The 24,462-nt window shown below is 35.4% G+C and carries 28 protein-coding genes, 4 pseudogenes and 1 CRISPR repeat array; of the genes and pseudogenes, 13 read left to right on the forward strand and 19 right to left on the reverse strand.

Annotation, left to right across the window (positions count from 1 at the left end):
• Positions 1 to 59 precede the first annotated feature (59 nt).
• Both DY109_RS07825 and DY109_RS07830 read right to left on the reverse strand, forming a co-directional pair.
• A complete protein-coding gene (locus DY109_RS07825; RefSeq protein ID WP_051404678.1) occupies positions 60 to 329 on the reverse strand; it encodes a hypothetical protein in 270 nt (89 codons plus the stop codon).
• 85 nt (positions 330 to 414) lie between these two features.
• Complete coding sequence (locus DY109_RS07830; RefSeq protein ID WP_023949896.1) at positions 415 to 777, reverse strand: recombinase family protein; 363 nt, start codon at positions 775 to 777, stop codon at positions 415 to 417.
• Positions 778 to 830: 53 nt separating this feature from the next.
• Between DY109_RS07830 and DY109_RS12615 the strand changes: the two are divergent.
• From DY109_RS12615 to DY109_RS12625, 7 genes and pseudogenes are all read left to right on the forward strand, one after another.
• Positions 831 to 944 (forward strand): annotated as a pseudogene (locus DY109_RS12615) (type II restriction endonuclease); the annotation flags it as partial.
• Positions 945 to 981: 37 nt separating this feature from the next.
• Entirely contained in the window at positions 982 to 1,215 is a 234-nt protein-coding gene (locus DY109_RS07840; RefSeq protein ID WP_023949898.1) for a hypothetical protein, read from the forward strand.
• Positions 1,212 to 1,478 carry a type II toxin-antitoxin system YafQ family toxin gene (locus DY109_RS07845; protein WP_023949899.1) on the forward strand — a complete coding sequence of 89 codons (267 nt, stop codon included), beginning with the start codon at positions 1,212 to 1,214 and terminating at the stop codon, positions 1,476 to 1,478. Before DY109_RS07840 ends, DY109_RS07845 begins: the two co-directional genes overlap by 4 nt.
• A 107-nt stretch (positions 1,479 to 1,585) precedes the next feature.
• Positions 1,586 to 1,675: pseudogene (locus DY109_RS12620) on the forward strand (hypothetical protein); the annotation flags it as partial.
• A 71-nt stretch (positions 1,676 to 1,746) separates the two neighbouring features.
• Positions 1,747 to 1,947, forward strand: coding sequence for a hypothetical protein (locus DY109_RS07855; RefSeq protein ID WP_023949901.1), 201 nt, complete (start codon positions 1,747 to 1,749; stop codon positions 1,945 to 1,947).
• A 7-nt stretch (positions 1,948 to 1,954) separates the two neighbouring features.
• A complete protein-coding gene (locus tag DY109_RS07860; RefSeq protein WP_235148614.1) occupies positions 1,955 to 2,200 on the forward strand; it encodes a type II toxin-antitoxin system RelE family toxin in 246 nt (81 codons plus the stop codon).
• A gap of 219 nt (positions 2,201 to 2,419) precedes the next feature.
• Positions 2,420 to 2,506: pseudogene (locus DY109_RS12625) on the forward strand (hypothetical protein); the annotation flags it as partial.
• Between the two features lie 147 nt (positions 2,507 to 2,653).
• Here DY109_RS12625 and kdsB read toward each other — a convergent pair.
• Both kdsB and DY109_RS07875 read right to left on the reverse strand, forming a co-directional pair.
• Entirely contained in the window at positions 2,654 to 3,358 is a 705-nt protein-coding gene (gene kdsB, locus DY109_RS07870; protein WP_023949906.1) for a 3-deoxy-manno-octulosonate cytidylyltransferase, read from the reverse strand.
• Between the two features lie 308 nt (positions 3,359 to 3,666).
• Positions 3,667 to 4,230 (reverse strand): YceI family protein, encoded by a 564-nt coding sequence (locus DY109_RS07875; protein WP_023949908.1) that lies wholly within the window; start codon positions 4,228 to 4,230, stop codon positions 3,667 to 3,669.
• 190 nt (positions 4,231 to 4,420) lie between these two features.
• On the opposite strand from DY109_RS07875, the gene tsaD reads away from it, so the two are divergent.
• Positions 4,421 to 5,482: a tRNA (adenosine(37)-N6)-threonylcarbamoyltransferase complex transferase subunit TsaD gene (gene tsaD, locus DY109_RS07880; protein WP_023949910.1), complete on the forward strand. Its 1,062-nt coding sequence runs from the start codon at positions 4,421 to 4,423 to the stop codon at positions 5,480 to 5,482.
• Positions 5,483 to 5,638: 156 nt separating this feature from the next.
• Here the strand turns inward: tsaD and DY109_RS07885 are convergent, their stop codons facing one another.
• The 3 genes and pseudogenes from DY109_RS07885 to DY109_RS07895 all read right to left on the reverse strand — a co-directional run bounded on the left by DY109_RS07885 (position 5,639) and on the right by DY109_RS07895 (position 7,425).
• On the reverse strand, positions 5,639 to 5,833 hold the full coding sequence (locus DY109_RS07885; RefSeq protein WP_023949911.1) for a hypothetical protein: 195 nt from the start codon (positions 5,831 to 5,833) through the stop codon (positions 5,639 to 5,641).
• A 66-nt stretch (positions 5,834 to 5,899) separates the two neighbouring features.
• Positions 5,900 to 7,099, reverse strand: a pseudogene (locus DY109_RS12065) (site-specific DNA-methyltransferase); the annotation flags it as partial.
• 134 nt (positions 7,100 to 7,233) lie between these two features.
• Entirely contained in the window at positions 7,234 to 7,425 is a 192-nt protein-coding gene (locus tag DY109_RS07895; protein ID WP_023947164.1) for a hypothetical protein, read from the reverse strand.
• Between the two features lie 315 nt (positions 7,426 to 7,740).
• Between DY109_RS07895 and DY109_RS12070 the strand changes: the two genes are divergently transcribed.
• From DY109_RS12070 to DY109_RS07905, 3 genes are read left to right on the forward strand one after another with little or no spacing between them, the layout of a single operon-like run.
• A complete protein-coding gene (locus DY109_RS12070) occupies positions 7,741 to 7,989 on the forward strand; it encodes a transposase (RefSeq protein ID WP_244916676.1) in 249 nt (82 codons plus the stop codon).
• A 54-nt stretch (positions 7,990 to 8,043) separates the two neighbouring features.
• A complete protein-coding gene (locus DY109_RS12075; RefSeq protein WP_244916677.1) occupies positions 8,044 to 8,415 on the forward strand; it encodes an RNA-guided endonuclease InsQ/TnpB family protein in 372 nt (123 codons plus the stop codon).
• Positions 8,412 to 8,960 carry a nucleotidyl transferase AbiEii/AbiGii toxin family protein gene (locus DY109_RS07905; RefSeq protein ID WP_200864623.1) on the forward strand — a complete coding sequence of 183 codons (549 nt, stop codon included), beginning with the start codon at positions 8,412 to 8,414 and terminating at the stop codon, positions 8,958 to 8,960. Before DY109_RS12075 ends, DY109_RS07905 begins: the two co-directional genes overlap by 4 nt.
• Before the next feature lie 68 nt (positions 8,961 to 9,028).
• On the opposite strand, the gene vapD is transcribed toward DY109_RS07905, so the two are convergent.
• The 5 genes from vapD to cas9 form a co-directional block, all read right to left on the reverse strand.
• Positions 9,029 to 9,400, reverse strand: a complete 372-nt coding sequence (gene vapD, locus DY109_RS07910) for a VapD family protein (RefSeq protein WP_023947179.1) — start codon at positions 9,398 to 9,400, stop codon at positions 9,029 to 9,031.
• On the reverse strand, positions 9,397 to 9,735 hold the full coding sequence (locus DY109_RS07915) for a hypothetical protein (protein WP_023947177.1): 339 nt from the start codon (positions 9,733 to 9,735) through the stop codon (positions 9,397 to 9,399). Before DY109_RS07915 ends, vapD begins: the two co-directional genes overlap by 4 nt.
• A gap of 156 nt (positions 9,736 to 9,891) precedes the next feature.
• A CRISPR array of direct repeats spans positions 9,892 to 10,723; the repeat unit is 36 nt; unit sequence GTTTTAGTCCCTTCTTAAACTTCTATATGCTAGAAT.
• Positions 10,724 to 10,880: 157 nt separating this feature from the next.
• Positions 10,881 to 11,336 (reverse strand): CRISPR-associated endonuclease Cas2, encoded by a 456-nt coding sequence (gene cas2, locus DY109_RS07920; RefSeq protein WP_235148522.1) that lies wholly within the window; start codon positions 11,334 to 11,336, stop codon positions 10,881 to 10,883.
• Positions 11,326 to 12,222, reverse strand: a complete 897-nt coding sequence (cas1, locus tag DY109_RS07925; RefSeq protein ID WP_023947174.1) for a type II CRISPR-associated endonuclease Cas1 — start codon at positions 12,220 to 12,222, stop codon at positions 11,326 to 11,328. Before cas1 ends, cas2 begins: the two co-directional genes overlap by 11 nt.
• A gap of 1 nt (position 12,223) precedes the next feature.
• Positions 12,224 to 15,364: a type II CRISPR RNA-guided endonuclease Cas9 gene (cas9, locus tag DY109_RS07930; protein WP_023947173.1), complete on the reverse strand. Its 3,141-nt coding sequence runs from the start codon at positions 15,362 to 15,364 to the stop codon at positions 12,224 to 12,226.
• 221 nt (positions 15,365 to 15,585) lie between these two features.
• Here cas9 and DY109_RS07935 point away from each other — a divergent pair, with 221 nt between their 5' ends.
• Both DY109_RS07935 and DY109_RS07940 read left to right on the forward strand, forming a co-directional pair.
• On the forward strand, positions 15,586 to 15,921 hold the full coding sequence (locus tag DY109_RS07935; protein ID WP_002957397.1) for a hypothetical protein: 336 nt from the start codon (positions 15,586 to 15,588) through the stop codon (positions 15,919 to 15,921).
• Positions 15,896 to 16,285 (forward strand): hypothetical protein, encoded by a 390-nt coding sequence (locus tag DY109_RS07940; RefSeq protein ID WP_015453613.1) that lies wholly within the window; start codon positions 15,896 to 15,898, stop codon positions 16,283 to 16,285. Before DY109_RS07935 ends, DY109_RS07940 begins: the two co-directional genes overlap by 26 nt.
• 5 nt (positions 16,286 to 16,290) lie before the next feature.
• Here the strand turns inward: DY109_RS07940 and DY109_RS12080 are convergent, their stop codons facing one another.
• The 7 genes from DY109_RS12080 to DY109_RS07965 form a co-directional block, all read right to left on the reverse strand.
• The gene (locus DY109_RS12080) at positions 16,291 to 16,695 is read right to left on the reverse strand and encodes a hypothetical protein (protein ID WP_023947172.1); all 405 of its coding nucleotides are present in this window, start codon (positions 16,693 to 16,695) and stop codon (positions 16,291 to 16,293) included.
• Positions 16,685 to 18,130 (reverse strand): type IV secretory system conjugative DNA transfer family protein, encoded by a 1,446-nt coding sequence (locus DY109_RS07945; protein ID WP_014667583.1) that lies wholly within the window; start codon positions 18,128 to 18,130, stop codon positions 16,685 to 16,687. Before DY109_RS07945 ends, DY109_RS12080 begins: the two co-directional genes overlap by 11 nt.
• A gap of 1 nt (position 18,131) precedes the next feature.
• A complete protein-coding gene (locus DY109_RS07950; RefSeq protein WP_002957394.1) occupies positions 18,132 to 18,470 on the reverse strand; it encodes a hypothetical protein in 339 nt (112 codons plus the stop codon).
• A gap of 4 nt (positions 18,471 to 18,474) precedes the next feature.
• Positions 18,475 to 19,287, reverse strand: a complete 813-nt coding sequence (locus tag DY109_RS07955) for a metallophosphoesterase family protein (protein WP_014667009.1) — start codon at positions 19,285 to 19,287, stop codon at positions 18,475 to 18,477.
• Between the two features lie 221 nt (positions 19,288 to 19,508).
• Entirely contained in the window at positions 19,509 to 22,472 is a 2,964-nt protein-coding gene (locus tag DY109_RS07960) for a type III restriction-modification system endonuclease (protein WP_023947167.1), read from the reverse strand.
• Complete coding sequence (locus DY109_RS12085; protein WP_244916663.1) at positions 22,472 to 22,840, reverse strand: hypothetical protein; 369 nt, start codon at positions 22,838 to 22,840, stop codon at positions 22,472 to 22,474. The genes DY109_RS07960 and DY109_RS12085 overlap by 1 nt, the downstream gene beginning before the upstream one ends.
• 17 nt (positions 22,841 to 22,857) lie before the next feature.
• The gene (locus DY109_RS07965; protein ID WP_023947165.1) at positions 22,858 to 24,381 is read right to left on the reverse strand and encodes a site-specific DNA-methyltransferase; all 1,524 of its coding nucleotides are present in this window, start codon (positions 24,379 to 24,381) and stop codon (positions 22,858 to 22,860) included.
• Positions 24,382 to 24,462 lie beyond the last annotated feature (81 nt).

Genomic DNA, 24,462 nt, shown 5'->3' on the forward strand with positions numbered 1-24,462 from the left:
GGATTACTTCGCAACGCTTTCAATGACAATTTATCAATTAATCCTTGTTGGAAGCATATTTAGTTTGCTAGATTTTCTAATCCATAAAGTTTATAAACCATTGTATCAAGCTCGTTTTGTATAGCTTGAAGCTCATTTGTATTGTCTTTGTTTTGAGTGAATTTTTCTACTTGCAAAGCATACGCCCCATCAAAAAGAGCTTCAAATTCTTGTAATTGCTGTGGCGTAGGGATAATGATAGGCACTTGTCTTGCATCGTTGATTTGAAAGCTAATCGTTCCATTAATAAAAGTCTTAATATATTTTCCTACAAGACTACTATTTATCAAACTTACTATAAATTTATCGTTTAAATGGTTACTTTAAACAAATAAAGACATACTTTTAACATCATAGACACTTTAATTATTTAGCCTAACATTTTATAAATTCACTTGATATATCACTCCAACAAAAACCCTCTTTGAAAAAGAATGTATATCCTTGCCAACGAGCTTTTTTATCTGTTTGTAAAATCTGGACATTTAATGTCTCCATAACATCAAGCAAACTTCTACCAAGTCTTGATAATTCTGGCACTATAAGCAAATCATCTTTTTTAAGCTTTTTGATAAGACTGCCTAATTTTCTATGCTTTATAGCTATTTTACCACTCATAGTTTCTTCGCAAAATAAATCTATTTTTATATTGTTATTTTTTGCGTAAATTTCGACTTCATAGCGTTGATTTTCTACTGATTGTCTATCTGTGCTAACCCTTATGTATGCATAAATCATTATTGCCTCTTTAAGTTTTTAACGACATACAAGCAAAATATATGTAATCTTAGAGGGCAAAAGATTCTAACGCTGACACTTCAGAGCTAGAAAAACAAATCGACTCTTTAATTTATAAACTCTACGATTTAACAGAATCTGAGATTAAACTCATAGAATCCAAATAGTGCTATAATGCCAGAATCTAAAAGATAAGGAGTAAAGATGACTTTGCAATTTAGCCTTGAAAATGCAAGCGATGAACTTGTAAAAGCGTTTAAAAGTATGGCAAAAGCCTCAGGGGCAAAGCTAAAAGTGCAAACCTCGCCACAAAAAAACTCGGAGCAAAAAGATTCGTGGCAAAATGAGTATAAAAAGCTCATCAAGGACTACAAAGCAGGTAAGATAAAAGCCCACAAAAACACCAAAGAAGCTTTTGAAGAAGCTGGGCTTTTATGAAATACTCTATCTTGCTTGCAAATAGCTTTAAAAAAGAAGCTAAAAAACTCAACAAAGAAGACATAAAGCTTACAATGCAAATCATCGATAGACTCGCAAATGATGAGATTTTGGAAGAAAAATACAAAGACCATAAACTCAAAGGTAAATATACAGGCTGCAAAGAATGCCACATCAAGCCAAATTTACTTTTAATCTACAAAAAAGCCTACTTGTGCTTACAGCCTTACGCATCGGCTCTCACAGCGAGCTTCTTTAAGTAAATTTCTTGTCATTGCGAGCGTGAGTGTAGTAATCTAGAAAGCAAGCAAAAAGTATGGATTGCCACAAATCTACTAGCGCAGATTCTCGCAATGACGAAGTAGTGGATTCCACCGCAGAGCTAGAATCTAAAATCAACTCTTTAGTTTATAAACTCTACAATCTCACGGAATCTGAAATCAAACTCATCGAGGGGTAAAATGGATAAGGAGAAATAAGAGGAACTTAAATTGTGCTACAATGCCAGAATCTCAAACCAAAGGATAAACAATGAGTGTTACGCTAGAAATCTCTCAAGATATACAAGATATTTATACACAATTAGCACAAGAGCAAGATATATCAAAAGAATCTCTTATGCAAATGGCATTAGCAGAGTATGCACACGATTTGGCTATCGCATTGCAGGGTAGGAGTGAATACGACAAGGCGCAAGATTGGGATACATTAAAGGCTGAGCTTAGGCTATAAAATCCTTATAAACCCAAAAGCAAAAAAGCAATTACAAAAGCTTGATTTTAGTTTATGCCAAAGGATAGCAAAACTATTTGATACATTGCAAACGATAGGAAATCCACGAAACAAAGGAAAGCCTTTGGTAGCAAATCTCGCAGGATTTTGGCGTTATAGGGTTGGGGATTGGCGCATTATTTGTGAGATCGTGGATTCTTCAAATTGTATTTATGTCATCGATATAAGGCATAGAAGCGAAGTGTATAAATAATGCCTTAAAACAACAATAAAGCTAAAATCCAAAAAACTAGCCCGTCCCGTCATTGCGAGCGAGTGCAACGAGCACGGCAATCTAGTCCATTCTTGTCATTCTGAGCGTAAGCGAAGCAATCCAGAAAAAACAAGCGGATTGCCACAGCCCTAAAGGGCTTCCGACAAAATGGATTGTAACGCCAATAAATCGGCTCGCAATGACGAAGTAGTGGATTCCACCGCAGAGCTAGAATCTAAAATCGACTCTTTAGTTTATAAACTCTATAATTTAACAGAATCTGAGAATAAAATAATAGAATCCTAAGCCGTCATTGAAAGCGTTGCGAAGCAATCCAGCTCCCCCTCCGTCATTGCAAGGGCGATAGGACGAAACAATCCAGAAAAAATAATAAAACAACTCATAGAGAGCTAATAAGAAAACGAGGGCTAAGTTATGCCACAATGCCAGAATCTAGAATCCAAACAATCGCAAGGCTTTTTGGAGATCTTGGGGCGTGTCAATGCCAATGCTTTGTGTTTGCACGATTGCCATTTGGATTGTGTAGCCATTATAAAGAGCGCGGAGCTGTTCGAGTTTTTCTATTTCTTCAAGCGGGCTTGGCTTAAGGGCGCAAAATGTATCCAAAAACCCTACGCTATACCCATAAATACCTAAATGCCCATAATATATACATTCAGAATTGTCGCGATTATAAGGAATGATTGAGCGCGAAAAATAAATCGCCTCGTTGTTGTGATTAAGCACAACTTTGACTAGATTTGGATCGCTTGCGCTCTCTTTAGTGATTATTTTTGCGCAACTTGCCATTTGTGCGCCATTTTTCATCATCTCAAAAAGCTTAGAAATCACCTCTACCTCCAAAAACGGCTCATCAGCTTGGACATTAATCACAATCTCTGTATCGCTTAATCCTAGAATCTTAGCTGCCTCATTGCACCTATCAGTGCCGCTATTGTGGTGCTTTGATGTGAGGATTGCATTGAGATTGTGATTTTTGCAAATCTCTAGCACCTCATTATCATCGCACGCCACACACACTTCATCGACTTTTTGGGCGTTTTTGGCAGTGGCTACGACCATAGGGATACCTTGGATTGGAGTGAGGATTTTGTGAGGAAATCGCGTAGAAGCGAGTCTAGCTGGGATAATAATCATATTTTCTCCTTTATGGATTTGTGTTGTAGTTTATGATGAAGTATTGTAGCTTGAAGTCTGAAAAATCAGAATTTAAATCTTTCATTTTGGCAAAATTTTAAAGAGAATGTTTGAGTAAGCAAAAAACAAAGTGCAATAACACAAAATAATACATTTTGCAAAAATTACTTTTGTCTTGCGTTGATATTGCTTGCGCTTTGGAGGGTGAGAAGAGCTAAGTAGAATCTATCTGTTTGCTTTTTTGATATTACATTTGGTGAAACATATTTAGTGGAGCATTTGGGAAGCATTTGATTATGCTTACCCATTTACTTTGTTATTTCGTTGGCTTCGATTGAGATTTTGATTTTCACCTCATCACTTACCATAGCATTGCCTGTTTCTTTGCCGACTTCAAAGTCTTTGCGGTTGATTTTGCCTTCAAGCTTGATTGCTATGGTTTGTTTTTTTGTCATTGGATTTTCAACAGGTCCTTTTACACTTACATCAAATGTAACAGGTTTTGTTACGCCTCTTAGTGTCAAGTCAGCAGTGAGCTTGTCTCCTTTGATGTCTTTTGCTACCAAAGTTGCTTTTGGGAATTTCGCAGAATCAAAGAAATCATTTGCGTTGAGATGTTTATCGCGGCTTGCGTTTTTTGTATCAATAGAGCTTATTTCAACCTCACCTGAAAGAGCCTTTAGTGTCTTTGAAGCAATATCATAATCAACACTTCCAGAGAAATTATTGAATTGTCCTTCAACATCACTAATCATCATATGTGTAACTTGAAAGCCCACAGAAGAGTGCGATTTATCGATATTGAAAGGTTTTGCAAACATTGGCGATAAGCTTAAAGCCAAGATAGAACTAAGCACAAGTGTCTTTTTCATAAATGTCCTTTTTTTGTAGATTTAACCCTAAAAATGAGTTGAGTTGTGATTGTAATCCTGCAATGTTAATACTCATTTAATGCGGTTTTGTTTTTGGGATTTGTTTTGGTGGTTTTATTTTGATTGAGTATAATACCAAAACAAACGCACTTCCACGCTTCCAGAAGCAACACTAAAAACAAGGACAACGATGATTTTAAGCATTGAAAGTAGTTGTGATGATAGCTCCATTGCCATTACGCGTATCAAAGATTCTGCCCTCCTCTATCACAAAAAGCTTTCTCAAGAAAGCCAGCATAGCCAATATGGAGGCGTTGTTCCAGAGCTTGCCTCACGACTTCATACAGAGTTTTTGCCACTTGTCTTGCAAGATGCCAAAGCATTTTTGGGAGATTTTAGCGGGCTTAAAGCCATAGCCGTTACCACAGAGCCCGGACTTTCAGTAAGTCTTATCGAAGGGCTAATGATGGCAAAAACCTTATGCCTTGGACTGCAGATTCCGATCATTACGATAAATCACCTTATCGGGCATTTTTATTCGCTATTTATCAACCAACATCAATGCACCTTTCCGATGAGTGTGCTACTTGTATCGGGCGGACATACACAAATCATAGAAGCCATAAGCCCGACTTGCTTCAAAATCATCGCCAAAAGTATGGACGATAGCTTTGGAGAATGCTTTGACAAAGTCGCCAAAATGCTTAATCTTGGCTATCCCGGAGGTCCTATCATCGAGCAATATGCAAAAGCATATCACAACTCCGCTACTTACACACAAAGCCTTGATAAAGATTCTGAAAAAACCTTGGCACCCCTTCCACTGCCACTCAAGCACGACAAAACCATAAGCTTTAGCTTCTCAGGACTCAAAAACGCCACAAGGCTTATGATTCAAAATCAATTAGATTCTCAAAGTCTCAATGACGAGCTTAGAGCTTATATTTGCGCCTCATTTCAGCAAGCTGCCATAGAGCATATTTGCGACAAAACACATCGCTATTTCAAAACAACCCAAATCAAAAACTTCGCTATCGTCGGCGGTGCAAGCGCAAATGAAGCCCTGCGGACAGCAATACAGCAAATATGCGACACATATCACGCAAAGCTTTTTCTCGCTCCGCTTGAGTTTTGCCAAGATAATGCAGCAATGATCGGGCGCGCAGGGGTTGAGGAATTTAAGGCGGGGCATTTTAGTGATATTTTTGAATGCGACATCTCTCCCAAAACAACATCAAAATATTTTGACTAGATTCTTAAACCTAGCCGCAAATCCCAACCAAACGAGAATCTAAAGTGTTTATCAAAGTGCTTCTCAATAGCGTTTATCACCTCAAGGATTTAGAGACTTTGCTTTTTAATTCTTTGGATTCTGTGGCAGAGTTTTTGGATTCCAAGTTGGATTAAGTTAAGGAATAAAAGCTAGATATAATATATTGGTTTGCAATGGCTCATCTCTAAAATAAACCAAAAAACCAATAATCAATGTGCTTATTCCCAAAATATAAGCAATAGAGCTTAAAATATTCTCATTAACTGATAAAAATTTACTTTTTAAATAAAAAATAAATGTTGCAAAAGCAAAAATTGAAAGCATAAACATATTTCTACCTTTTGATATTTTATCGTATATATTTTTTCTTAGACTTCTTTGTTTTAAGCACCTTTAAATTCCTGTTATAAGGTTATTATAAGCATTTCCACTTTTTCTATAAACAATTTCTAATTTTTTATTGTCAATAGCACAAAATTCATACATTTTTCTATAAATACACCAAAAACCATCGCTTGTTTTTTGTATTTCAATAAATCCATTTGCATTGCCAAAATCAAATAGTTTTTTACTCCAAGTGTAACAATATGATTTTGGTTTTTTAATGTTTTGATGATTTTTAAAAATAGTGCCGTCTGGTGCTTTTACTTCATAGTCTAGGCTTTCAATATATTTAAAACTGCTTGCCGAACAGGAGCGCATTAAAGGAGTAAGTTTATAATATCCTCTTGTTTTAAAAAATTCGTCTTTTAAAATATACCCTTTTTCTTTTAATTCGTCTTTTGTATTTTCGTATTTATTTGCTAAAAAATAACTTTTTTGATAGCAAAGTATATGTTCGGTTCTTGTATCAATGGTTTTGTTTTCAGTTGTATTACCACTCGGTTTATTTTTAGAGTGCCAAATAATATTAGCTACAAAATTATCTTCCCCAAAAATTTCATCGCATAAAAGTTTTAAATTTGCCTGTTCATTATCGTCAATGCTAATAAAAATCACGCCATCATCACGCAAAAGCTGCCTAGCGATATATAATCGCGGATACATAAAACTAAGCCACGCACTATGCGTGCTAGAATTTTTAAGCGTAAGATTAAGTATGCTGCTTGCTTCTTCAAGCTCTATATTTGCCATTTGCGCCAAACTCTGCGGCGTGAAACTTCGCTCGTCATTGTAGATAAAGTCTCCATTGCCCGTGTTATAAGGCGGGTCGATATAAATCATCTTTACTTTGCGGTAATAAGCGTTTTTTAGGTGTTTTAGCACTTCTAAATTGTCGCCTTTGATAAGGACATTTTTAGAATTTGCATTTTGTGGCTGTGCGTTGTGCGCGCTATCTTGCGCAATCAGCGTGTGTGTAGGCAAATGACGCAAGAGTTTAGCATAAGACTTGCCAAGCCAATTTAGGCTATATGACTCTTTTGAGAGTGAAAACGCCGCTTCATTTTCTAAATCCTGCGTTGCTGTGTTTGCTTGTGCGTTAATTTCTTGCGCCAAATCCAAAATCGCCTTTTGAAGTTTGTGTGGCATTAAATCGCCGTTTTTGTCAAAGCACTGCGGAAAATACTCTTTAAGTTTGTGGAATCTATCTAACATAATTATTTTGTCCTTCTAAAATCAAAAATAAATCTTGCATTATAGTAGAGAGTTACTAATAAAACTTTGAATCAAGGGCAAAGCATTGTTATTGCAAACAAAGTGAAACAATCCACAAATCAAAAGCGAATTTGTTATTTCTCCCTACCCTCCACCACTACAAACCTTTCTACACCAAAGACTTTTGCGTAAGTGGTGTTTGGCCACTCGTTTGTGTTTTGATTTGGATTGCCCCAATCGCCATATTCTGCAAGTTTTAGAATATGTCCAAAAGCCCAAGTGATGATAGAATCTCCTTTAATAATATAGCCTTGTTTCTTTTTCACTCATTGGCGTCTCTTTTTGCAGGTTTTAGATTTTTGATTAGAATCTTGTAAATCTCTTTCTTCTCTCAATACTTCATCAATAAATTCATCTGCCTTATTGTTAAATTTGAAAGTAAAAACAATAAACAATTTTTAAAGATTCCAAATCTAGGCAGTGTTAAGTTAAGAGAGAATCTAAGATTTCAAGGTAAAATTCACTCTTGCACTATTTCCCAAAAAGCTAATAGATTCTATGCTTCTTTTAGCTTAGAGATAAGTGAAAGCGAATTTAAAAGAACTCATAAAGATAGCAAACAAACAAAACTTGGATTAGGCATAGATGTTGGCTTAAAATCCTTTGCAAGTTTATCTAATGGCTTAAGCATTCAAGCACCCAAACCCTTAAATAAGCTTACACGGCGTTTAAGAAGAGTGAGCAGAAGTCTAAGCAAAAAGCAACACCCAAAAACCAAGAGTGAAGCAATGCAAGGCATAAAAAAGTCTCATAACTACTTAAAGCAAAGTGTTAAGCTTAATAAACTCCACACAAGAATCGCTAATGTAAGAAATGATTTTTTACATTAGCTCACTTCAAGCCTAGTAAAACATTATGCTTACTTTGGACTTGAAAATCTCAATATTAAAGGCTTAATGAAAAATAATAGATTAGCAAAGGCAATAAGCGATGTAAGCTTTTATGAGTTTAAAAGACAGCTTCAGTATAAAAGCGATTACCACAAAAGAGAGATTATAGAGGCTGATACATTCTATCCAAGCTCTGAGACTTGCTCAAAATGTGGAAGCATTAAAGAAACTCTCACACTTAAAGAAAGAATCTATGAATGTGAAAATTGTGGATTAAAAATAGATAGAGATTATAATGCCAGTTTAAATCTCTACAATCTTATTCCACAAAAAATAGGGCAAGTTCTGTCCGAATTTACGCCTGCGGACTTGACGGCTCTGCAATATGATTTAGCGACAAATAATATTGCAAATAGCCAAGGTTGAAACAGGAATACAACAGAAAAACTATTTATAGATATTTCTATTTATTTATGGTTTTTTATAGGTTTGTAGGAACGGCTACATCACATCTAGGAAACTATCCACTAAAAATTGAAGTAAGTGGCAGAGAAAGAAATCGTTTGCGTTTATTAAAAGACAAAAACATTTTTTATCAAAATATCAATGGAGTAAATGTATATAATATTGACAAACTCATTGCTATGAAAATTAATGCTTTCAATGGAAGAGACAAGGTTAGAGATTTGTTTGATATTAATTTTTTATTTGAGCATTATCCTGAACTTTTTGCCATTGCTAATCTTGAAAGCATTATAACAAAATTTCACTATTATGGAGAAAAGGAGCTTGATTTATTGCTTGAAGATGAAACACATACCCACAAGCTTACAAGTTGTGAAGAGATTAAAACAAATGGATTTTCTAATGCTTTGTTGCAAAAAGTGCAAAACAGACTAAATGAGCTAGAGAATGAATCAACAAATGAAAATGTAGAACTTGTATCAAGTCGTATAAGAAAATATAGATAAATATAACATAATATATATAAGTATATAATATTATATATTTTTATATATTATAATAGAATATAATATCCTTATCTATGTTTTCTTATAAGCTCTGTCTTTTTAGCTTCGTTAGATTCATTACTTATTTCAAATTCTGCAATTTTTGATTTTTTACCTGTAAGCAAATGTGTTAAGTCGTGTTGTTCGCCTATATCTGTTACATCAAAATTTAGCACACAAGTAGAGAGCCAAGATAGCTGTTTATTAAGTTTTCTAACTAATTTTGTTATTTCTCTTTCATTCATAGGTTCTTTAGAAATATAACCTGAATATTGCCTATGCTCAAAACCATTTTCAATCATAAATATTTTGATTTGACTATAAGCTTCCGCAGTGCTATTAAAATGCTTTTTAAGTTCATTTGTAGATAAATCAAAGTTTAGGGCTTTACGATTCTTCATTGCCAAACGCCCATATCATCGCCAATAAGAGTCTCGTTCCCCTCTTTTTCACTTATCCAATCCCATTCTTTAACATTCAAAGTGAACCATTTGCAATCAATAAGATTGTTATATACAAATATGCCTAAACACGCCAAGTCTTTATCATTGCCTTTGCAATGATAGGTGTGTTTATCTATCTTTATAAGTCCAGATTCTTTAGCCAATTCATCAATAATCTCATACATTCTATCTAAGTCGTATTTGTTTTCTTTTAGAATCTTTTCTTCATCTAATACAATTCTAGTGCCTAATAATGAGCGTCTTTGTGTGTGTTGTGTAGATATGGCTGTCATTTGAAACTCCTTTGATTTAAGAGATTTTTATCATTATAACATTTATTTGATATATATAATATAAGTATAGATAAATATAGCAAAGTATATAATATTATATGTTTTACTATAATATTATATATTATCTATGCCTTTTAATATGTTTTTTTCTTGCATGTTTTAGTCCCTTCTTAAACTTCTATATGCTAGAATTCACACGATGATATGATAGATAGCACGACTGTTTTAGTCCCTTCTTAAACTTCTATATGCTAGAATTTTTTTTTGCTTAATCCTAATTGCTCGCTTGTTTTAGTCCCTTCTTAAACTTCTATATGCTAGAATCTACAATCTCAGCAATTCAAGACTTAATGAGTTTTAGTCCCTTCTTAAACTTCTATATGCTAGAATCTTTGAGCAGGGTGTCCTTTGTTATTGTATGTTTTAGTCCCTTCTTAAACTTCTATATGCTAGAATCTACAATCTCAGCAATTCAAGACTTAATGAGTTTTAGTCCCTTCTTAAACTTCTATATGCTAGAATTAATCATAGGGGGAATAAATGAGCGGAGGGGTTTTAGTCCCTTCTTAAACTTCTATATGCTAGAATAATAATCGGCTTGCCACAGAATGATATTGCGTTTTAGTCCCTTCTTAAACTTCTATATGCTAGAATCCTTTTAATTAAGCTATGTGTTGAATTTACGTTTTAGTCCCTTCTTAAACTTCTATATGCTAGAATTTAGTGTTTTTTGACGCACCAGATTTAATTGTTTTAGTCCCTTCTTAAACTTCTATATGCTAGAATAAAACTATGGGCTTTAGCAGAAGAAACTGCAGTTTTAGTCCCTTCTTAAACTTCTATATGCTAGAATCATAAATAGGCGCAAAGGCAGCTGCGCTTGCTGTTTTAGTCCCTTCTTAAACTTCTATATGCTAGAATTTCTAAAATGTAGCTTAGCCACGCTGGTATTGTTTTAGTCCCTTCTTAAACTTCTATATGCTAGAATAGGCTCTCTGTTGGTGCCTATAGATAGGGATTTCAAAGGATTTTAAGCTAGAAATTACCTGAAATCCTTTATAATTCGCGACATAGAAGTTTAAGAAGGGACTAAAATAAGGGAGTAAGGGGTCTTCCGCAGGGTAAATCATATCCCTATCAAAACCCTAGAATTCAAATAAGCTTGGTTGCCTATTTTTGATTTTTTGTTTTGGTTGTGTAGTAGTTGTATTCAATTCTTCTTGTTTTTGATACTCCATACCATAGCGGTAATCACCCGCATTTTCGTCAAAGTCAAATAGCACAAGATTTTTATCTTCATTAACATTTTCATTAAATGATGGGTTTCCTAATAATATTTCTATATTGTCGAATTGTCTTTCTGTGATGATAAGTGCGCGGACATTACCATAAGGTGGAAGCACCTTTTTTACAGCATTTAGAGAGCTTTTTGCCGAGCTTAACCCTTTGCATATTTTCATATACACGCTAAATTGCATCATAAAAAAGCCAAGCTTGATGAGTTCATTTCGAAATCTTGTAGCTTGTTTTTGTTCTTTTTTTGTTTTTGTTGGCACATCAAACATTAAGAGTATGCGCATAAATTTATCTTCAAGTTTCAAAACTTACAACCATTAATGTTTGATCTCCTAATAACGCCGATCTAAAACTTTGAATATAGCGTCCAATGGCTCGGCTCAAAGGATGTTTTTGGCCATCTATTAAGGCTGCTTGTTGTAAAATATTAATAAGCTCTCGTTTGTCGTTTGGCCGTAAGGTTGCTTCTTTATCTAGCGTATTCAGTTTAAGCACACATAGATCTACCCACGGGCGAAATACTTCTATTAAATCATCACAAAGATTAAAACTATTATACATATTGTCGTGTTTAATTCCTAGCCAAGTAATAAGCCCACTGATACAGACATTTCGCACGATACAAGCCCTAAGAATCGCATAGCCATAGTTAAGTGCAGAATTGATAAAGTTTATTTCATCTCTGTGAAATTCTTTGCCAAATAAGGCCTTAAAATATATTGCTGCTGCAACTGCCTCTAAATTTCTAGAATCCCCCAGTGAAACATTTTTAGCAAAACTTAAGAGTTCATCGCTTTCTTTAGATTTGTGGTGTAATTTTAAGATACGGGCTTGATTTGTAATTTTATTTTTAACGATTTTTTGCCATACAATCGCTTTTTTATGAGTGCTGACCATCATTTGTTCCTTGGCAATTTTAGCGTGCTGAAAATGCCCCAAATATGAGTGCATAATGCCATTGATATGATGACTTTCATCACAAGTCAAAAGAACGATATTGTGTTTTGCAAAGGCACTTAATAAGGCGGAAGTAATAAGAATTTGTGGAGATTCTAAAATCACAAAATGAATATCTTTGAGAAAAAGTTTTGCCTCTTTATTTGTTTGCTTTAGCACCAAGTGATTTGCCTGCAAACTAAGCTTTGCTTCAGAGCTAACCAAGACACTTCTAAAGGCTTCATCAAAACTCATTTTATTTCTTTGCTTTAGAGGCAAGAGATATGTTTTCGCGTGGGTATGATTGTGTGCGTTTTACTTCACCTAAAACTGAGACTTGCCATTTTTCAAAAACTTTGAGATTTTGGATTCCAATGCTTTTACCCACCACTTCCTCTTTTGTAGCATTGCTGAAGAGGAGTTTTTGATTCTCTGTGAGTGTGGAGAAGTTATTATCGTGTTTTGCCACTTTGATGCTTGCACCACTAGTATCAAAACTCACAAAGTAGCATAGCTCAGGCTCCGCCATTTCTTTCTTTTGCACCAAAAGCAAATCATCTTTATAGAGTGAAAATATAAATTCATAGCTAGAATCCATCTCTAGCCAATCTTTAATCACATCATTTTTATCTTTGCCTTGCACAACCGCTTTATTTGGCAAAATCCCTAGCGCGAAGTCCATTGTATAAACAGGCACACCGTAAAATTTGCCACTTTTTCTATGTTTAAAAATATCCACACGCACCATCGCGCCATTGCTTACAATCTTTGTGCCAATTTGACGGATTTTTCCCAATTGTAAGGCTTTTTCTATACCTTCTGCCCCACCATAGCTCTTGAGTAATTTTGTATCATTTTGTGAATAAAAGCTTTCTTCGTGCAATGCCCCTCTCACTCTTTTTCTTGGTGGTTTGGAAACAAAGACAGATTCTGCTTTTTCTAGCACGTTTGCGCGGAAATTTTCGCCGCTTGGGAGTTGGATAAAAGCTCGTTGTTTTTTATACTCCTGCTTACTTAGAGTGTGGGCATAGTAGGCGGCTTTGCTTGTCTCTTGCGTCTTTTTGAAATCGCTAAAAGCCTTTATCACACTATCATTCATAAAGCCAATAATCACCGCATCAAGAGCGTGGTGTAAGTGATTATCCCTATCTTTGCTAGCAAAGCCTAGATAATATCTCATCGTGCTAGTAAGCGCACCATTGACAATGGCAATGTGCTTTTTGCTCCCCTTTTGCCCCTTGCCAAGCGTGGTGTTCTCACTCTCAACTAGGGACAAAAACTCCAAATATGTTTCAGTATAATCTGCTACAAGGCGTGCGATATAGCTTGTGTCATTAAGGTTACGGAGCTTAAATCCTGCTTCCTTATCGTTAAAGGCTGTGTTTAGGATTCTACGGCGTTTTTTGTGTGGGAGCTTTTGGGCTAGGGTTGTGATAACTCCCCACTTGGCAGAGTCTGTTCCAAAGGCTTCAAAAGGCGTGCGGTTGCCCTTTTCTTGGTTTGCTTTTGTAAGGACTAGACACTTATTCATATAGCTATCATCAAAGCTACGCGAGTAGGGATAGATATGATCCACTTGCAATGCGGTGGGATCTTGCAAGTAGGAGATTGTGATTTTTGCCCCACTATATAGACACAACCCTCCTTGCTCTTGCCAAAGCTTTAGCTTTAAGAGATTGGTGCTACTTGGCTCAAGCCCTAACTCTTGGCATTTCTTGTGGGCAGCTTGATTAGCGGCGTAATTATCTTTCTGCTCTTTTTCATACTTTTGTCGCTCTGTGGTATTTAGCTTGGCTTCTCTGGCGTATTCTATGTGGATTTTATGGGGGCTGCCATATTGCTTAAGCAGCGCGTTTAGCACCTTTCTATACTCGGCTAATGCCCTTGCTACAACGGGGTTTGCGAGATATGGTTCAAACTCATTAAGCGGTGGGAGTATCTGCCCTTTTAAAGTATCTTTGCTTAGAGCTTTTAACCCTGCTTTTTCTACAGACTCATCATAGCGCAAGCACTGGCTCTCTCCACTCTCATCAATGCCGATACAATAGTCCGCATCGCTGCTGCGTGCTTCACGCTCTCCGCGCATAAAGGGTAGAATCTGCTCTAATGCCTTGAGACTTAGGCTAATGTGTGATGAGAAGTTAAGATGGCTTAGGGCTTGTATCTGCTCGCTTGTAAGAGAGAGCTGCTCTGTGGCGCAATAGGATTCTAGCTCTTTGTGTAGTTTCTCTACATCTTTTATCACAGCAATGCGCTCTGCAATGGAGTCTATATGCTTTCTTTCTAATGTTTTATAACAATTCCCTAACACCTTTTTAAAAGATTTTAGATTTTTACATTCTACAAATTTTACCTTTTCTGTCTCTTTTATCTCCTTGCTATAATCTAGCCTAGAATCCGCAAATCGTATTTTTTCATCTAGGTTGATGGCTTCACGCAATGCGTAGTAGCTCATCTCTCCTTTTTCTAGCACAGAATCTAAAATTGTAAGAACCATAGCTTTGTCATACATCTCTCCGCTTTTCTTGCTAAGATTGGCAAGTGTGTTGATAATGCGCGAGAGTGCTACAAACTCTATCGCGCTTATGCTGTCTTTGGGCGCGCGCTTTGCTCCAGCGATAAACTGGCACTTCCCAACCTTATCCGCAAAGCTTTTTAATGGGCGTTGCTCAAAAATCTTGTCTAAAAGCTGCTTTTCAAACCCATCGCTTAAATGTAAGCCAAGCTCTTTTTGTTTCCTAAAGATGAGTTCAAGCTCATCTTTTAGCATATCTTGCGCTACACAATGCTCGTAATTCCCAGTCTTGTTTCGCACATTGACAAATTCTGTTGCACCGTTATTTTGTGAGATTCTGCTTTGTTGGAAAAATTCTCTATATAGATATTCTCCAACACTCCTATAACCCTTTTCTGCTAGAGTCTTGCGATTAAATTCTATTGCCTTTTTAACCTTGCCAGATTCTGTGTCTTTGCTGTCTTTGGCGTGTTTATTACCATAGCCACGGTGCTTTGCAATGTGTAAAATCACACGCACCAAATCTTTAGAATCTAGCTTTTGACTTAGGGCAAGTGTGCGTAGCTCATAAGGGGATTTCAAAGGGTTAGCTTTAGAAGCAGTGTAGGCTTTTGGCAATTCACCATCATTACTCAAATAATCTTCTAATTGCAATCCAAATTCTTTACAAAGTAATTGTTTTATGGTGTTTAATCTCCCTCTTCTTCTTGCTAATCGTTTTCGCACTCCTCGTGCCTCTCGCCTAGGCAAAGCTAGGGAGGCTCCATTTTTTGGATTTTCTGCTTTGGTAAAGATTCTAATACCACAATCTTGTAGCACTTCATTTTCTATAAACGCCCAGCCAATGCTCGCTACACCGATGTCAAAGCTATATATTTTCATACACACATCTCTTTATTACTTGTCGTATATGATAACAACTTTTATTGAAAATTTTATTAAATAGGTGCTAATTTTCGTTGTATTCATATGCACTTCTACACTTCATTTTTTCTTTAAGATTCCTAATAGAATACAATGTTATAATCACACTCGCAAAGGGGGAAGGTGGCAGTTGTCGTCCTCCCCTTTGTTTCTTTTGTAAATTTCACAAAGGATTAACTATGTTTGGCACACGATTTGAATTAGATGAAGAAAAGATTCTAAGAGAGGACATCTACGACTTAGATGAAATGTATGCAAAGATAGAAGAGTTGGCTACTAAAAGAGCAGGACTTACAAAAGTATCTAAAAATCATTATGAGTTTAGAGGCGAGAAAAACGCACAAGCACATTTAGGGATTTTAGTATTTAATTGTCTAAAACATTGCGATTGGTTTGCTAAGAATGTTAAAAGTTGGGATTGGCTAGGCGATAGCAATAATCCAAACTATGTGGGCGATTTGATTGCACTCTTTCAAAAAGATAAAGACAATGAAATTTGGCAAAATAGACAATAAAAAACTTAAAACCATAGCCTTTGATTTAGATACTAAAGCTCTGCAAGAGTATTACACTGAAAGTGATTGGCATAATGCCTATAATGATATAGGAAGTTTTCTTGCAAAGTATGATTTTATGCGTATGCAGGGTTCAGTCTATGATTCTACTACGAAATTTAGCGATGATGAATTAGGGGACTTGATTGAAAAAATGGGCAGACAACTCACTTGGCTACCTCATTGTGTTAAAAGCATACGAGGCTATGACCAGCCTGTAATGATTGATTATACTTTACAGCTCAAAGATAGCATTACACAGGATTTAACTTTAACAAATAACAAAAGCAAGAATACAGATTCTATAAAAATACGCAAAAGATGATAAATTCAATTACTCATTGCTTCTGCATTTGTGTTTGTTGCATAACTTAATCCTAGTTTTTTAACAATTTCATTAGTCTTTTTAAAAAATATTCTTTTGCTAACATATTGAACTAATGGAATTTTCTCGCTACTCATTCCTTGATAAGTCGTTTTTTTACCAAGTGCCATTAAAGAAGTTTCCGTTTGTGCTATGGCTCTATGTAGTTTGCCATTAGCAAATATCATCATCTCGCCATTATTCATATTTACTACTTCATTATGTTCTATGGCTTCTTTCTCTTCTATTCTAAAAGTATCTTCTGTCGCTCCAGAACCTTTAGCTCCATCACGCCTTTTAAGATAGTCTCTGCTCATTGTTTTAATTTTTTCAACCATTTTTGCATAAAATTCTGTTGTTTCAGGGTGCATATTTTTCATTAATAGTAACATCAATGATTTCTTTTCTTTCATAATCATTTTTTGCAACAACATCAATTTGTGCGGGACTTTGAAAAAATGGAACAACGCTAATACCCAAACTTCTACTTTTAGATTCTAATCTTCCAAATCCCTCAATAACATAGCTTCCCAACTCATCACAAAAACAAGCAAAAGGAATTTTAGATTCTTTTGCAAATTTTGCTTTTTGGGCGGCGACTCCTTTAATAAGTCCTAGCAACAATCTTCCAAGCTCTTTTGGAGTAGTATCAGAATCCATTGTAGGCAATGTTACAAATATAATTTTATTTCTTTGTGTAGCTTCCCATAAAGAAATATCAGGGTTTGGAGCGTTAAAAATCCTACCATAGTCTGAGCTTAAATTTGTCAAAACATTTCTCCAAGCTCCAACGCATACAGAAACATCATAAATGCCTTGCCCCTCTCCACTTGTTTTTTTAATCATTTCATCTACCCATTTTTTATTTTCTTTATCTCCTTGTAAAAAATCATTTATATCCACTTCAATGGTAGAACTTACATATTTAACAAAATCCATTATTCCAACATTATATCTTGCTAAATGTTTATATTCTATTGCAGTTTTTACTAGCGTTACAAGACTCATCATATTTGTAAGTGATGAAAAGTCAAAAACAAAGTCTTTTTCATTATCTCTTTTATACACCATAAGTTTGAGGATACATTTCATAAATTCTTTTTGTTTTTCTTTCCATTCGTTTTCTTCTCCTATCAATAAAGCAATAAGAATTTCATATATACTTAACGCCCCTCCGCTCAATAATGGATTGATTGTGTGAGTATTATCCATATCTAAAAAATTAAGATATACAAAATCATCTTCTCTCCCCACACTTGCAACTACTCCATATATTTCCTTTGCAAACTCATCTGTCCCCTTACCATCAATAATAAAACAACCTCCGCCCAATACGGCATATTGTTCTATCAATCCTTTCATTAGAACTGATTTTCCTGCTCCAATGGTTGCCATTACAAGAAAGTGCCGTTTCATTGTTTCTGCATTTATAAGCAAAGGACGAGTTTTATTGTTTTTTACTCTACCACTTTTAACAGCGTCTCCATAAAACTTTTTCACTTCATATCCAAGTGAAAGTAAATACTCTTTATCTGCTTCATTTGGAATAACAGCTTCTTTTGTATCTTTTGTTTCGCTTACAAAATAAAGTCCTATCATTATTCCTGCATATATGACTCCTAGCATATAGAGTCCTATGGCAATATTTTCTCCAATAGTAAAAAAAGAAGTTAAGAAAGCAAGAATACAGCCTAAAATTCCACCAAATAAAATTAATTTTTGCAAAACCTCTTCTTCTTGTAAAAAAATACAAAGATTATTTTGGTATGGTTTGTATAAATTAACTTTTGCAGATTCAATTTTCATTCTAGTTTGCCTTTATATTGTTATTTATGCTTTGTAACTCGTTGTTTTGCTTAAGCAAAAAGCTTTTTTTCAAAGCCAAAATTGATTCGGCTTCTTTTGCTCTCTTTAAGTTTTTTAATAGTGTTTTGTTATTGTTTTCTATTTGCTTAATTTCACTTTTTATCGTATTTGTAATATTTCTTATTTCATTTCCAATTTCATTATCTCCTTGAGTATATTTACTATTTGTCATTTGTTCATATACATTAAGTGTTGCAAAATCAACACAGAAAACCGCATTAGCATTACTTACAATTATTGCAATAATAAATAATATAGTAGAAAGTTTTATTTTTATCATTTAATCACTCCTTATGTCTATTTCTCGTTTTGGCATAAAAAATCTCTTTTCTAAAATCAAATCGCTCAAAGTTTTTATGCTTATCTAACTTCAAGCAATGCAAATACAAGGTATTTGCCTCTATCTCATCGCTTGTAAAATTCACATCTCTATGCCAATGACCAAATATCCAAAATTGTGGTTTTTGATGATTATCAATCAAAGCGTTTTTAATCTTTTCTAGCTTGTATGGATTCTCATCGTGAATCTTATGGTCTATATTGATAAGTTCGCTTAAAGGGCTTAAAAAGCTTTGGGGGCAAGTGTGGGTTACTACAAGCTCTATTTTTCCTTTGTAGTTTTGTATATTGTGTAAAGCATTCTCAAGTTCCATTTGAGTAATGGCTTCTTGCCTCCACCAGCTTAGCCTTTCAGCCCTCCACGCCTTATCTATGCTTAAAGCTCCACCCATAGTGAAAATAGTATGTCCTATTATATTATAAATATTCCCTCTTTTGAGATGATAGCATTTATCTTTTATATATTCACCCACAATAGATTCAAATCTCTCAACTTGCTTAAGAGTGTTTAGGCGATTAAAATTCTCGTGGTTACCATCTATAAACAAAAGAGTGCAAGGCAAGGTTTGAATGCGTTCTTTTAGCTTGGCTTCTTTTTCTAGCATATCATCTTGCTTAAACACACCCGTTTCATCACTCCATAATACGCCAAAATCTCCACAGACAATAATATAATCATCTGCTTGATAACTAGGCATAAAAATCTTATCTATATCAAGGCTTCCGTGTGTATCACCAAAGAAGTAAATATTACTCATTTTTGAATCCTTTTATATACATATCTTTTTGAAGTTCAGGTGTGAAATCTGCTGAAAACGCTTTTTTGCATAGTTAAGAATCTGCGTAAGTGCGGGATTGTATTCCTCAATGCTAATTTGCACAAATCTACTAAACGCCTCAACTCTCAAAAAAATATCCTTGCCTAAAATCTAAATTTTTCTTTAAATATCTTTGCGATTCGTAAGCAAAAAGGATTCTGTTAAATATCATTTTTATTTAAAAATTCTTGCAAAATCTTTGTGATTGCTTCGCTTTCAAATTGCGCCCTAAATTGTATCTTTGCACCAAAAATCCCACTTTTTTCCAAAAACTGCTCGGCACGAGATATTTTTAGATTTTCTACCTTGCTTAAATCACGCAAATCTTTGCCCTTGCTCTCAATTATGCAATATATCTGCTCGCCATTTTCGCACTTCAAAACATAAGCAAAATCTGGTGTGTAGCTTATCCCACCTGCCACAGGGATTTTTAACGCATTTTTAGGAATCTTGGTGAAAACCAAAACTCTATCAACATTTTGTAAGATATTTTCTCTCTCAATAGCAGAATCATAAAACAACTCATCAAAAAGATAATTTTTTGGCGTGATTTCATCGCTAGATTCTATCCCTAAATTGCTTGATTCTATCGCCTCATAGGGTTTGCCATTTGTATCTGTGAAAGCCGTAGGGTGCAAGTTTGGCTGTGTCGCACTAGAGATTTTAGCAAAGCCCACTTCAAAGCCGCTTATCGCATTTTCAAACAAAAATCTATTAAATTCACTTTTCAGCATAGCGACATTTCGTTGATTGTAAAATTTCTCGTCAAATCCCACTTGTTTTAGCACCTTTCGCAAGGTGTTTATATTTGCTAGCAAGGCATTTGCGCCCTCTTTCACAAACTCATCTTCACTCATCGCTTGATAGCGCAACTCTTGCGTGTTAGAAGTGAGCAAAACTTCTTGCAAATTTGCTTGCTGATTGTGCGTTTCTAGTCTCTTGGTTGTCGTAATGACGCTTGAATTCACAGCCTTTTGCGTAAAATCACGCAAAAATTCCTCCAACAAAGCTTCAAATTTCGCTTCACTTTGAATTTTATACTCTAAAATCACCTTTTGGTTGATAGTCTCCCAAAGTTCTTGTAAGATTTTGTAATTATCACGGCGGATATGCGCCTTTGTTTGTGTTTTGCCACTTTGTCGCACTTTGTCTTTTTGCAAGTTTTCTTTGTCAAAAGCGTTTGGATAAAGTTCTTTTAGCTTTAACATACCATTTTCTAAAAACACCAAATCCTCGTCAATCACGCCTTTTTCCACTAGCTCCATTTGTAGTTTTAGCCTGCTCAGCCCTGAAACTTCACAAAGTTTATCTATCATCGCATTATCTAACTTTGTAGCATTTTCGCTAAATATCACGCCACTTTGAGCGTTTATATCGCTTATAAGGCTTTGCGCAAAATCTCGCTCACTATCATTTACTATATAATGCAAATAATGCGCCCCAAAATCACCATCATTCCCCACGCGCGACATATATTCATTCACAGGCAGCCTAAGCCCACGCCCAACCTCTTGGAGTTTGCTTATCTCGCTTCCGCTAGAACGCAGTTTGCATATCACAAAGACATTTGGATTGTCCCAGCCCTCACGCAAAGTCCATTTAGAAAAGATAAAACGCCTTATATTCTCGCAGCTTAACAGCTTTTCTTTGTCGTGTAAAATTTCATTTATCTCACTTACGACATACTCTTCTTTATTTGAGTTATCTTTGGAAAAATACCCGCCGCTAATGCCTCGCAAATCACGCAATGACTTTTCTAAATACTCCTTATAAAACCCACTCGCCTCTTTTAAATTCTCACGCATTAAATTCTCGGCGATTTTTTCAAACTCGATTCGTAAAAACTCCCTTGTAGCGTCATCACTGCGGTAACTTTCAATATCCTCGATGAAAAACAGCGTTAAGGGTTTGATTTTCGTTTGACTTTGCATTAGCCTTTTTTCTAGCTCAAAGTGCTTTTTAAGCGCAGTTTGTAGCATTTGCGTTTGCATTTGTGGCAAATACGCATTTAGGTTAATCCTATCGCCCTTTTTTAGCTCGTTGTTATCGTCTTGATTATTGAGTTTAAATTTTGTGATTGCTTTTGATTTTGCGGTTTTTATCTCCACGCACAAATGCGCTAAATTCTCATCTATCACGCCCAAACTCTCACCAGCATTTAATCTCACTTGCCTAAGCACTCCGCTTTTGCCCTGCTCTTTGAGTTCAAATTTGGCTTGATTGTTTTCTATGCCGCTAAATTCTACCCATTTGTGCTTTTCGCTACCTTGTGCTTCGCAGACACTGATTTCCACGCCTTTGACTAGATTGTCATTAAACGCACTAATGGCGTTGAGTTGGTAGATAAGATTGTGATATTTGTTTCCACGCCCGTCCTCTTTAAATGTCGCACCATAGCGAAAAATCATCTGCGGATTTATGGCTTTTTCTGTTTTATTCACAATCCTCGCCCACGCCTTATTTGTCTCATCAAACCTATGTGGCTCATCTACAATGCACACGGCATTTACCGCATTAAGCGCGTCATAAGGATTGCTAAATTCATCACACAAGTTTTGTTCATAATCCTCATTCATCGAAGTCGCCGTAAGCATTTGGGCGTTTATGATTAAAAAATGCACCTCTTTTGGATTGTCATTTTCTATAAAATCACGCAACCCATTTGGCATTAGCTTTCTGCCTTTTTTGCCAGCTTGTTTTTTAGCTTCGATTGCATTAGCGATGATTTCAAGCTCAAATTCACTTTTAAAATGCTCTCTTGTGGCAACGGCTTGTAAAAAGTTAAGCGTGTTGGCTTTTATAGCTAGGCTTGGGACGATGATGATAAATTTTCGCAACCCAAATTCCTTACACAACTCTAATGCCATTTTAGTGTAGGTGTAAGTTTTTCCAGTCCCTGTCTCCATACATACATCAAACACCCTTGTAAGCGTGTGCAAAGAATTTATATTTTCTCGTTTTTGTAACTCTCTTAAATTTGCGCTTAAATTTAAGTCGTTAATGCTTATCTTTGGGTTAAAACTTTTGTTTAAGCTTGCTTCTACGCTCGCACCTTTTAAGGCTAACAAAACACAATCTATCGCCTTGCTTTGGTGTGGCAAATTTCTTTCATAACTAAATCCCATTAAGCAAACCTCGCTCGCACAAGGATTTTAAGCCCTTTTTTGTTGCTGTAAGATTTGATTCCCTCTTCTATTTCGCGGATTCTAGCACTTTCAAAGGCGTCATTAAGATAACTTATCTCTTTTATCACAAAGTCTTTTTGCGCGTCAATTAGCGAGATTAGTTTTTGCAAATGTTTCATTTCAAAGCCGCTATTGAGTAAATACAGCTTTTCCCCTGCCCTTATCGCTTTGTATCCACCCAAATCGATTGTTTGATTTTCTACACTCAAAGGCGTGGAGTCTTGAAGTCTAAAACTTTCTAACAATGCGTTTTTATCAACTTCTTTAAACAAAGCACCATTTTGTGAGTCAAAATCATTTTCACGCAATTCATAGATTTTAAATCCTAAATCCAAATTTGAATTTTGCGCGATTTTTGCGCTTGCGCGTTTATGCGCTCTTTGGTAATGTCAAAAATCGTAGGATTTTCGCTTCCTAGCTCATTTTTACAAAACTCATAAGCCGTTTTTGATTTGCTTTTGTCGATAACTTCATCTAACTGCACCAAAAGAAACTCTCTATTGCCTTTATCTTGGGCATTTAACTCCATAACCGCTTGGGCAGTCGTTCCGCTTCCTGCAAAAAAGTCTAAAATAATATCGTTTGAATTTGGCGTGGTTGAAAGTTGCAATAATGTTTTTATTAAATTTGTCGGTTTTGGAAAAGAAAAAGGAATCGATAATTCTTTAATCTCATCCGTTCCTTTATCATTGACAAAATCGGCTTTCATTAAATCAAAGGTTGTTATAGATAATTTTTCGTCTTTATCAACCATTTTATTTGTTCCGACTTGAAATTCTTTATTTATATAATTTCTAACTCTCAAACTATTTTTTGTTTCAACTATTATTCCTAACTCAATAGCTTTTTGCATTCTCTCTTTTGTCCAAAGCCAACGCCTACGATTTCCACTTGAATCAATTGGACTAAATATTTTTCCATTAAATTCAATATCATAATCTCCACCATTTGAATATCCTTGTGTAGCTGATGCAAGAATTGGGCTTGTATCATTTTTAAAAAATTTTCCTATATTATCGCAAAAAACTTCTTTACTAAAATCTCTGTTTATAACAGAGTGAAAATTATATGATTTGTTTTTAGAATAACATAAAATATAATCGTGATTCACACCTATATATTTTTCTTGTGCGGGTCTCTGTGCAGAAGTTAATCGCGGAATTGAAACCACAAAATTATCTTCCCCAAAAATTTCATCGCATAAAAGTTTTAAATTTGCCTGTTCATTATCGTCAATGCTAATAAAAATCACGCCATCATCACGCAAAAGCTGCCTAGCGATATATAATCGCGGATACATAAAACTAAGCCACGCACTATGCGTGCTAGAATTTTTAAGCGTAAGATTAAGTATGCTGCTTGCTTCTTCAAGCTCTATATTTGCCATTTGCGCCAAACTCTGCGGCGTGAAACTTCGCTCGTCATTGTAGATAAAGTCTCCATTGCCCGTGTTATAAGGCGGGTCGATATAAATCATCTTTACTTTGCGGTAATAAGCGTTTTTTAGGTGTTTTAGCACTTCTAAATTGTCGCCTTTGATAAGGACATTTTTAGAATTTGCATTTTGTGGCTGTGCGTTGTGCGCGCTATCTTGCGCAATCAGCGTGTGTGTAGGCAAATGACGCAAGAGTTTAGCATAAGACTTGCCAAGCCAATTTAGGCTATATGACTCTTTTGAGAGTGAAAACGCCGCTTCATTTTCTAAATCCTGCGTTGCTGTGTTTGCTTGTGCGTTAATTTCTTGCGCCAAATCCAAAATCGCCTTTTGAAGTTTGTGTGGCATTAAATCGCCGTTTTTGTCAAAGCACTGCGGAAAATACTCTTTAAGTTTGTGGAATCTATCTAACATAATTATTTTGTCCTTCTAAAATCAAAAATAAATCTTGCATTATAGTAGAGAGTTACTAATAAAACTTTGAATCAAGGGCAA

It is taken from the genome of Helicobacter fennelliae, from assembly GCF_900451005.1.
Taxonomy (GTDB): domain Bacteria; phylum Campylobacterota; class Campylobacteria; order Campylobacterales; family Helicobacteraceae; genus Helicobacter_B; species Helicobacter_B fennelliae.

Excerpts from the sequence above, each read along its gene's own strand:
- DY109_RS12080 (WP_023947172.1), bottom strand. The coding sequence starts at position 16,695 with ATGCACCCTGAAACAACAGAATTTTATGCAAAAATGGTTGAAAAAATT.
- DY109_RS07845 (WP_023949899.1), top strand. The coding sequence starts at position 1,212 with ATGAAATACTCTATCTTGCTTGCAAATAGCTTTAAAAAAGAAGCTAAA.
- DY109_RS07915 (WP_023947177.1), bottom strand. The coding sequence starts at position 9,735 with ATGACAGCCATATCTACACAACACACACAAAGACGCTCATTATTAGGC.
- vapD (WP_023947179.1), bottom strand. The coding sequence starts at position 9,400 with ATGAAGAATCGTAAAGCCCTAAACTTTGATTTATCTACAAATGAACTT.
- tsaD (WP_023949910.1), top strand. The coding sequence starts at position 4,421 with ATGATTTTAAGCATTGAAAGTAGTTGTGATGATAGCTCCATTGCCATT.
- DY109_RS07960 (WP_023947167.1), bottom strand. The coding sequence starts at position 22,472 with ATGGGATTTAGTTATGAAAGAAATTTGCCACACCAAAGCAAGGCGATA.
- DY109_RS07940 (WP_015453613.1), top strand. The coding sequence starts at position 15,896 with ATGAAATTTGGCAAAATAGACAATAAAAAACTTAAAACCATAGCCTTT.
- DY109_RS07935 (WP_002957397.1), top strand. The coding sequence starts at position 15,586 with ATGTTTGGCACACGATTTGAATTAGATGAAGAAAAGATTCTAAGAGAG.
- cas9 (WP_023947173.1), bottom strand. The coding sequence starts at position 15,364 with ATGAAAATATATAGCTTTGACATCGGTGTAGCGAGCATTGGCTGGGCG.
- DY109_RS07955 (WP_014667009.1), bottom strand. The coding sequence starts at position 19,287 with ATGAGTAATATTTACTTCTTTGGTGATACACACGGAAGCCTTGATATA.
- cas1 (WP_023947174.1), bottom strand. The coding sequence starts at position 12,222 with ATGAGTTTTGATGAAGCCTTTAGAAGTGTCTTGGTTAGCTCTGAAGCA.
- kdsB (WP_023949906.1), bottom strand. The coding sequence starts at position 3,358 with ATGATTATTATCCCAGCTAGACTCGCTTCTACGCGATTTCCTCACAAA.
- DY109_RS07885 (WP_023949911.1), bottom strand. The coding sequence starts at position 5,833 with ATGTTTATGCTTTCAATTTTTGCTTTTGCAACATTTATTTTTTATTTA.
- DY109_RS07830 (WP_023949896.1), bottom strand. The coding sequence starts at position 777 with ATGATTTATGCATACATAAGGGTTAGCACAGATAGACAATCAGTAGAA.
- DY109_RS07965 (WP_023947165.1), bottom strand. The coding sequence starts at position 24,381 with ATGTTAGATAGATTCCACAAACTTAAAGAGTATTTTCCGCAGTGCTTT.
- DY109_RS07840 (WP_023949898.1), top strand. The coding sequence starts at position 982 with ATGACTTTGCAATTTAGCCTTGAAAATGCAAGCGATGAACTTGTAAAA.
- DY109_RS07875 (WP_023949908.1), bottom strand. The coding sequence starts at position 4,230 with ATGAAAAAGACACTTGTGCTTAGTTCTATCTTGGCTTTAAGCTTATCG.
- DY109_RS07950 (WP_002957394.1), bottom strand. The coding sequence starts at position 18,470 with ATGATAAAAATAAAACTTTCTACTATATTATTTATTATTGCAATAATT.
- DY109_RS07855 (WP_023949901.1), top strand. The coding sequence starts at position 1,747 with ATGAGTGTTACGCTAGAAATCTCTCAAGATATACAAGATATTTATACA.
- DY109_RS07945 (WP_014667583.1), bottom strand. The coding sequence starts at position 18,130 with ATGAAAATTGAATCTGCAAAAGTTAATTTATACAAACCATACCAAAAT.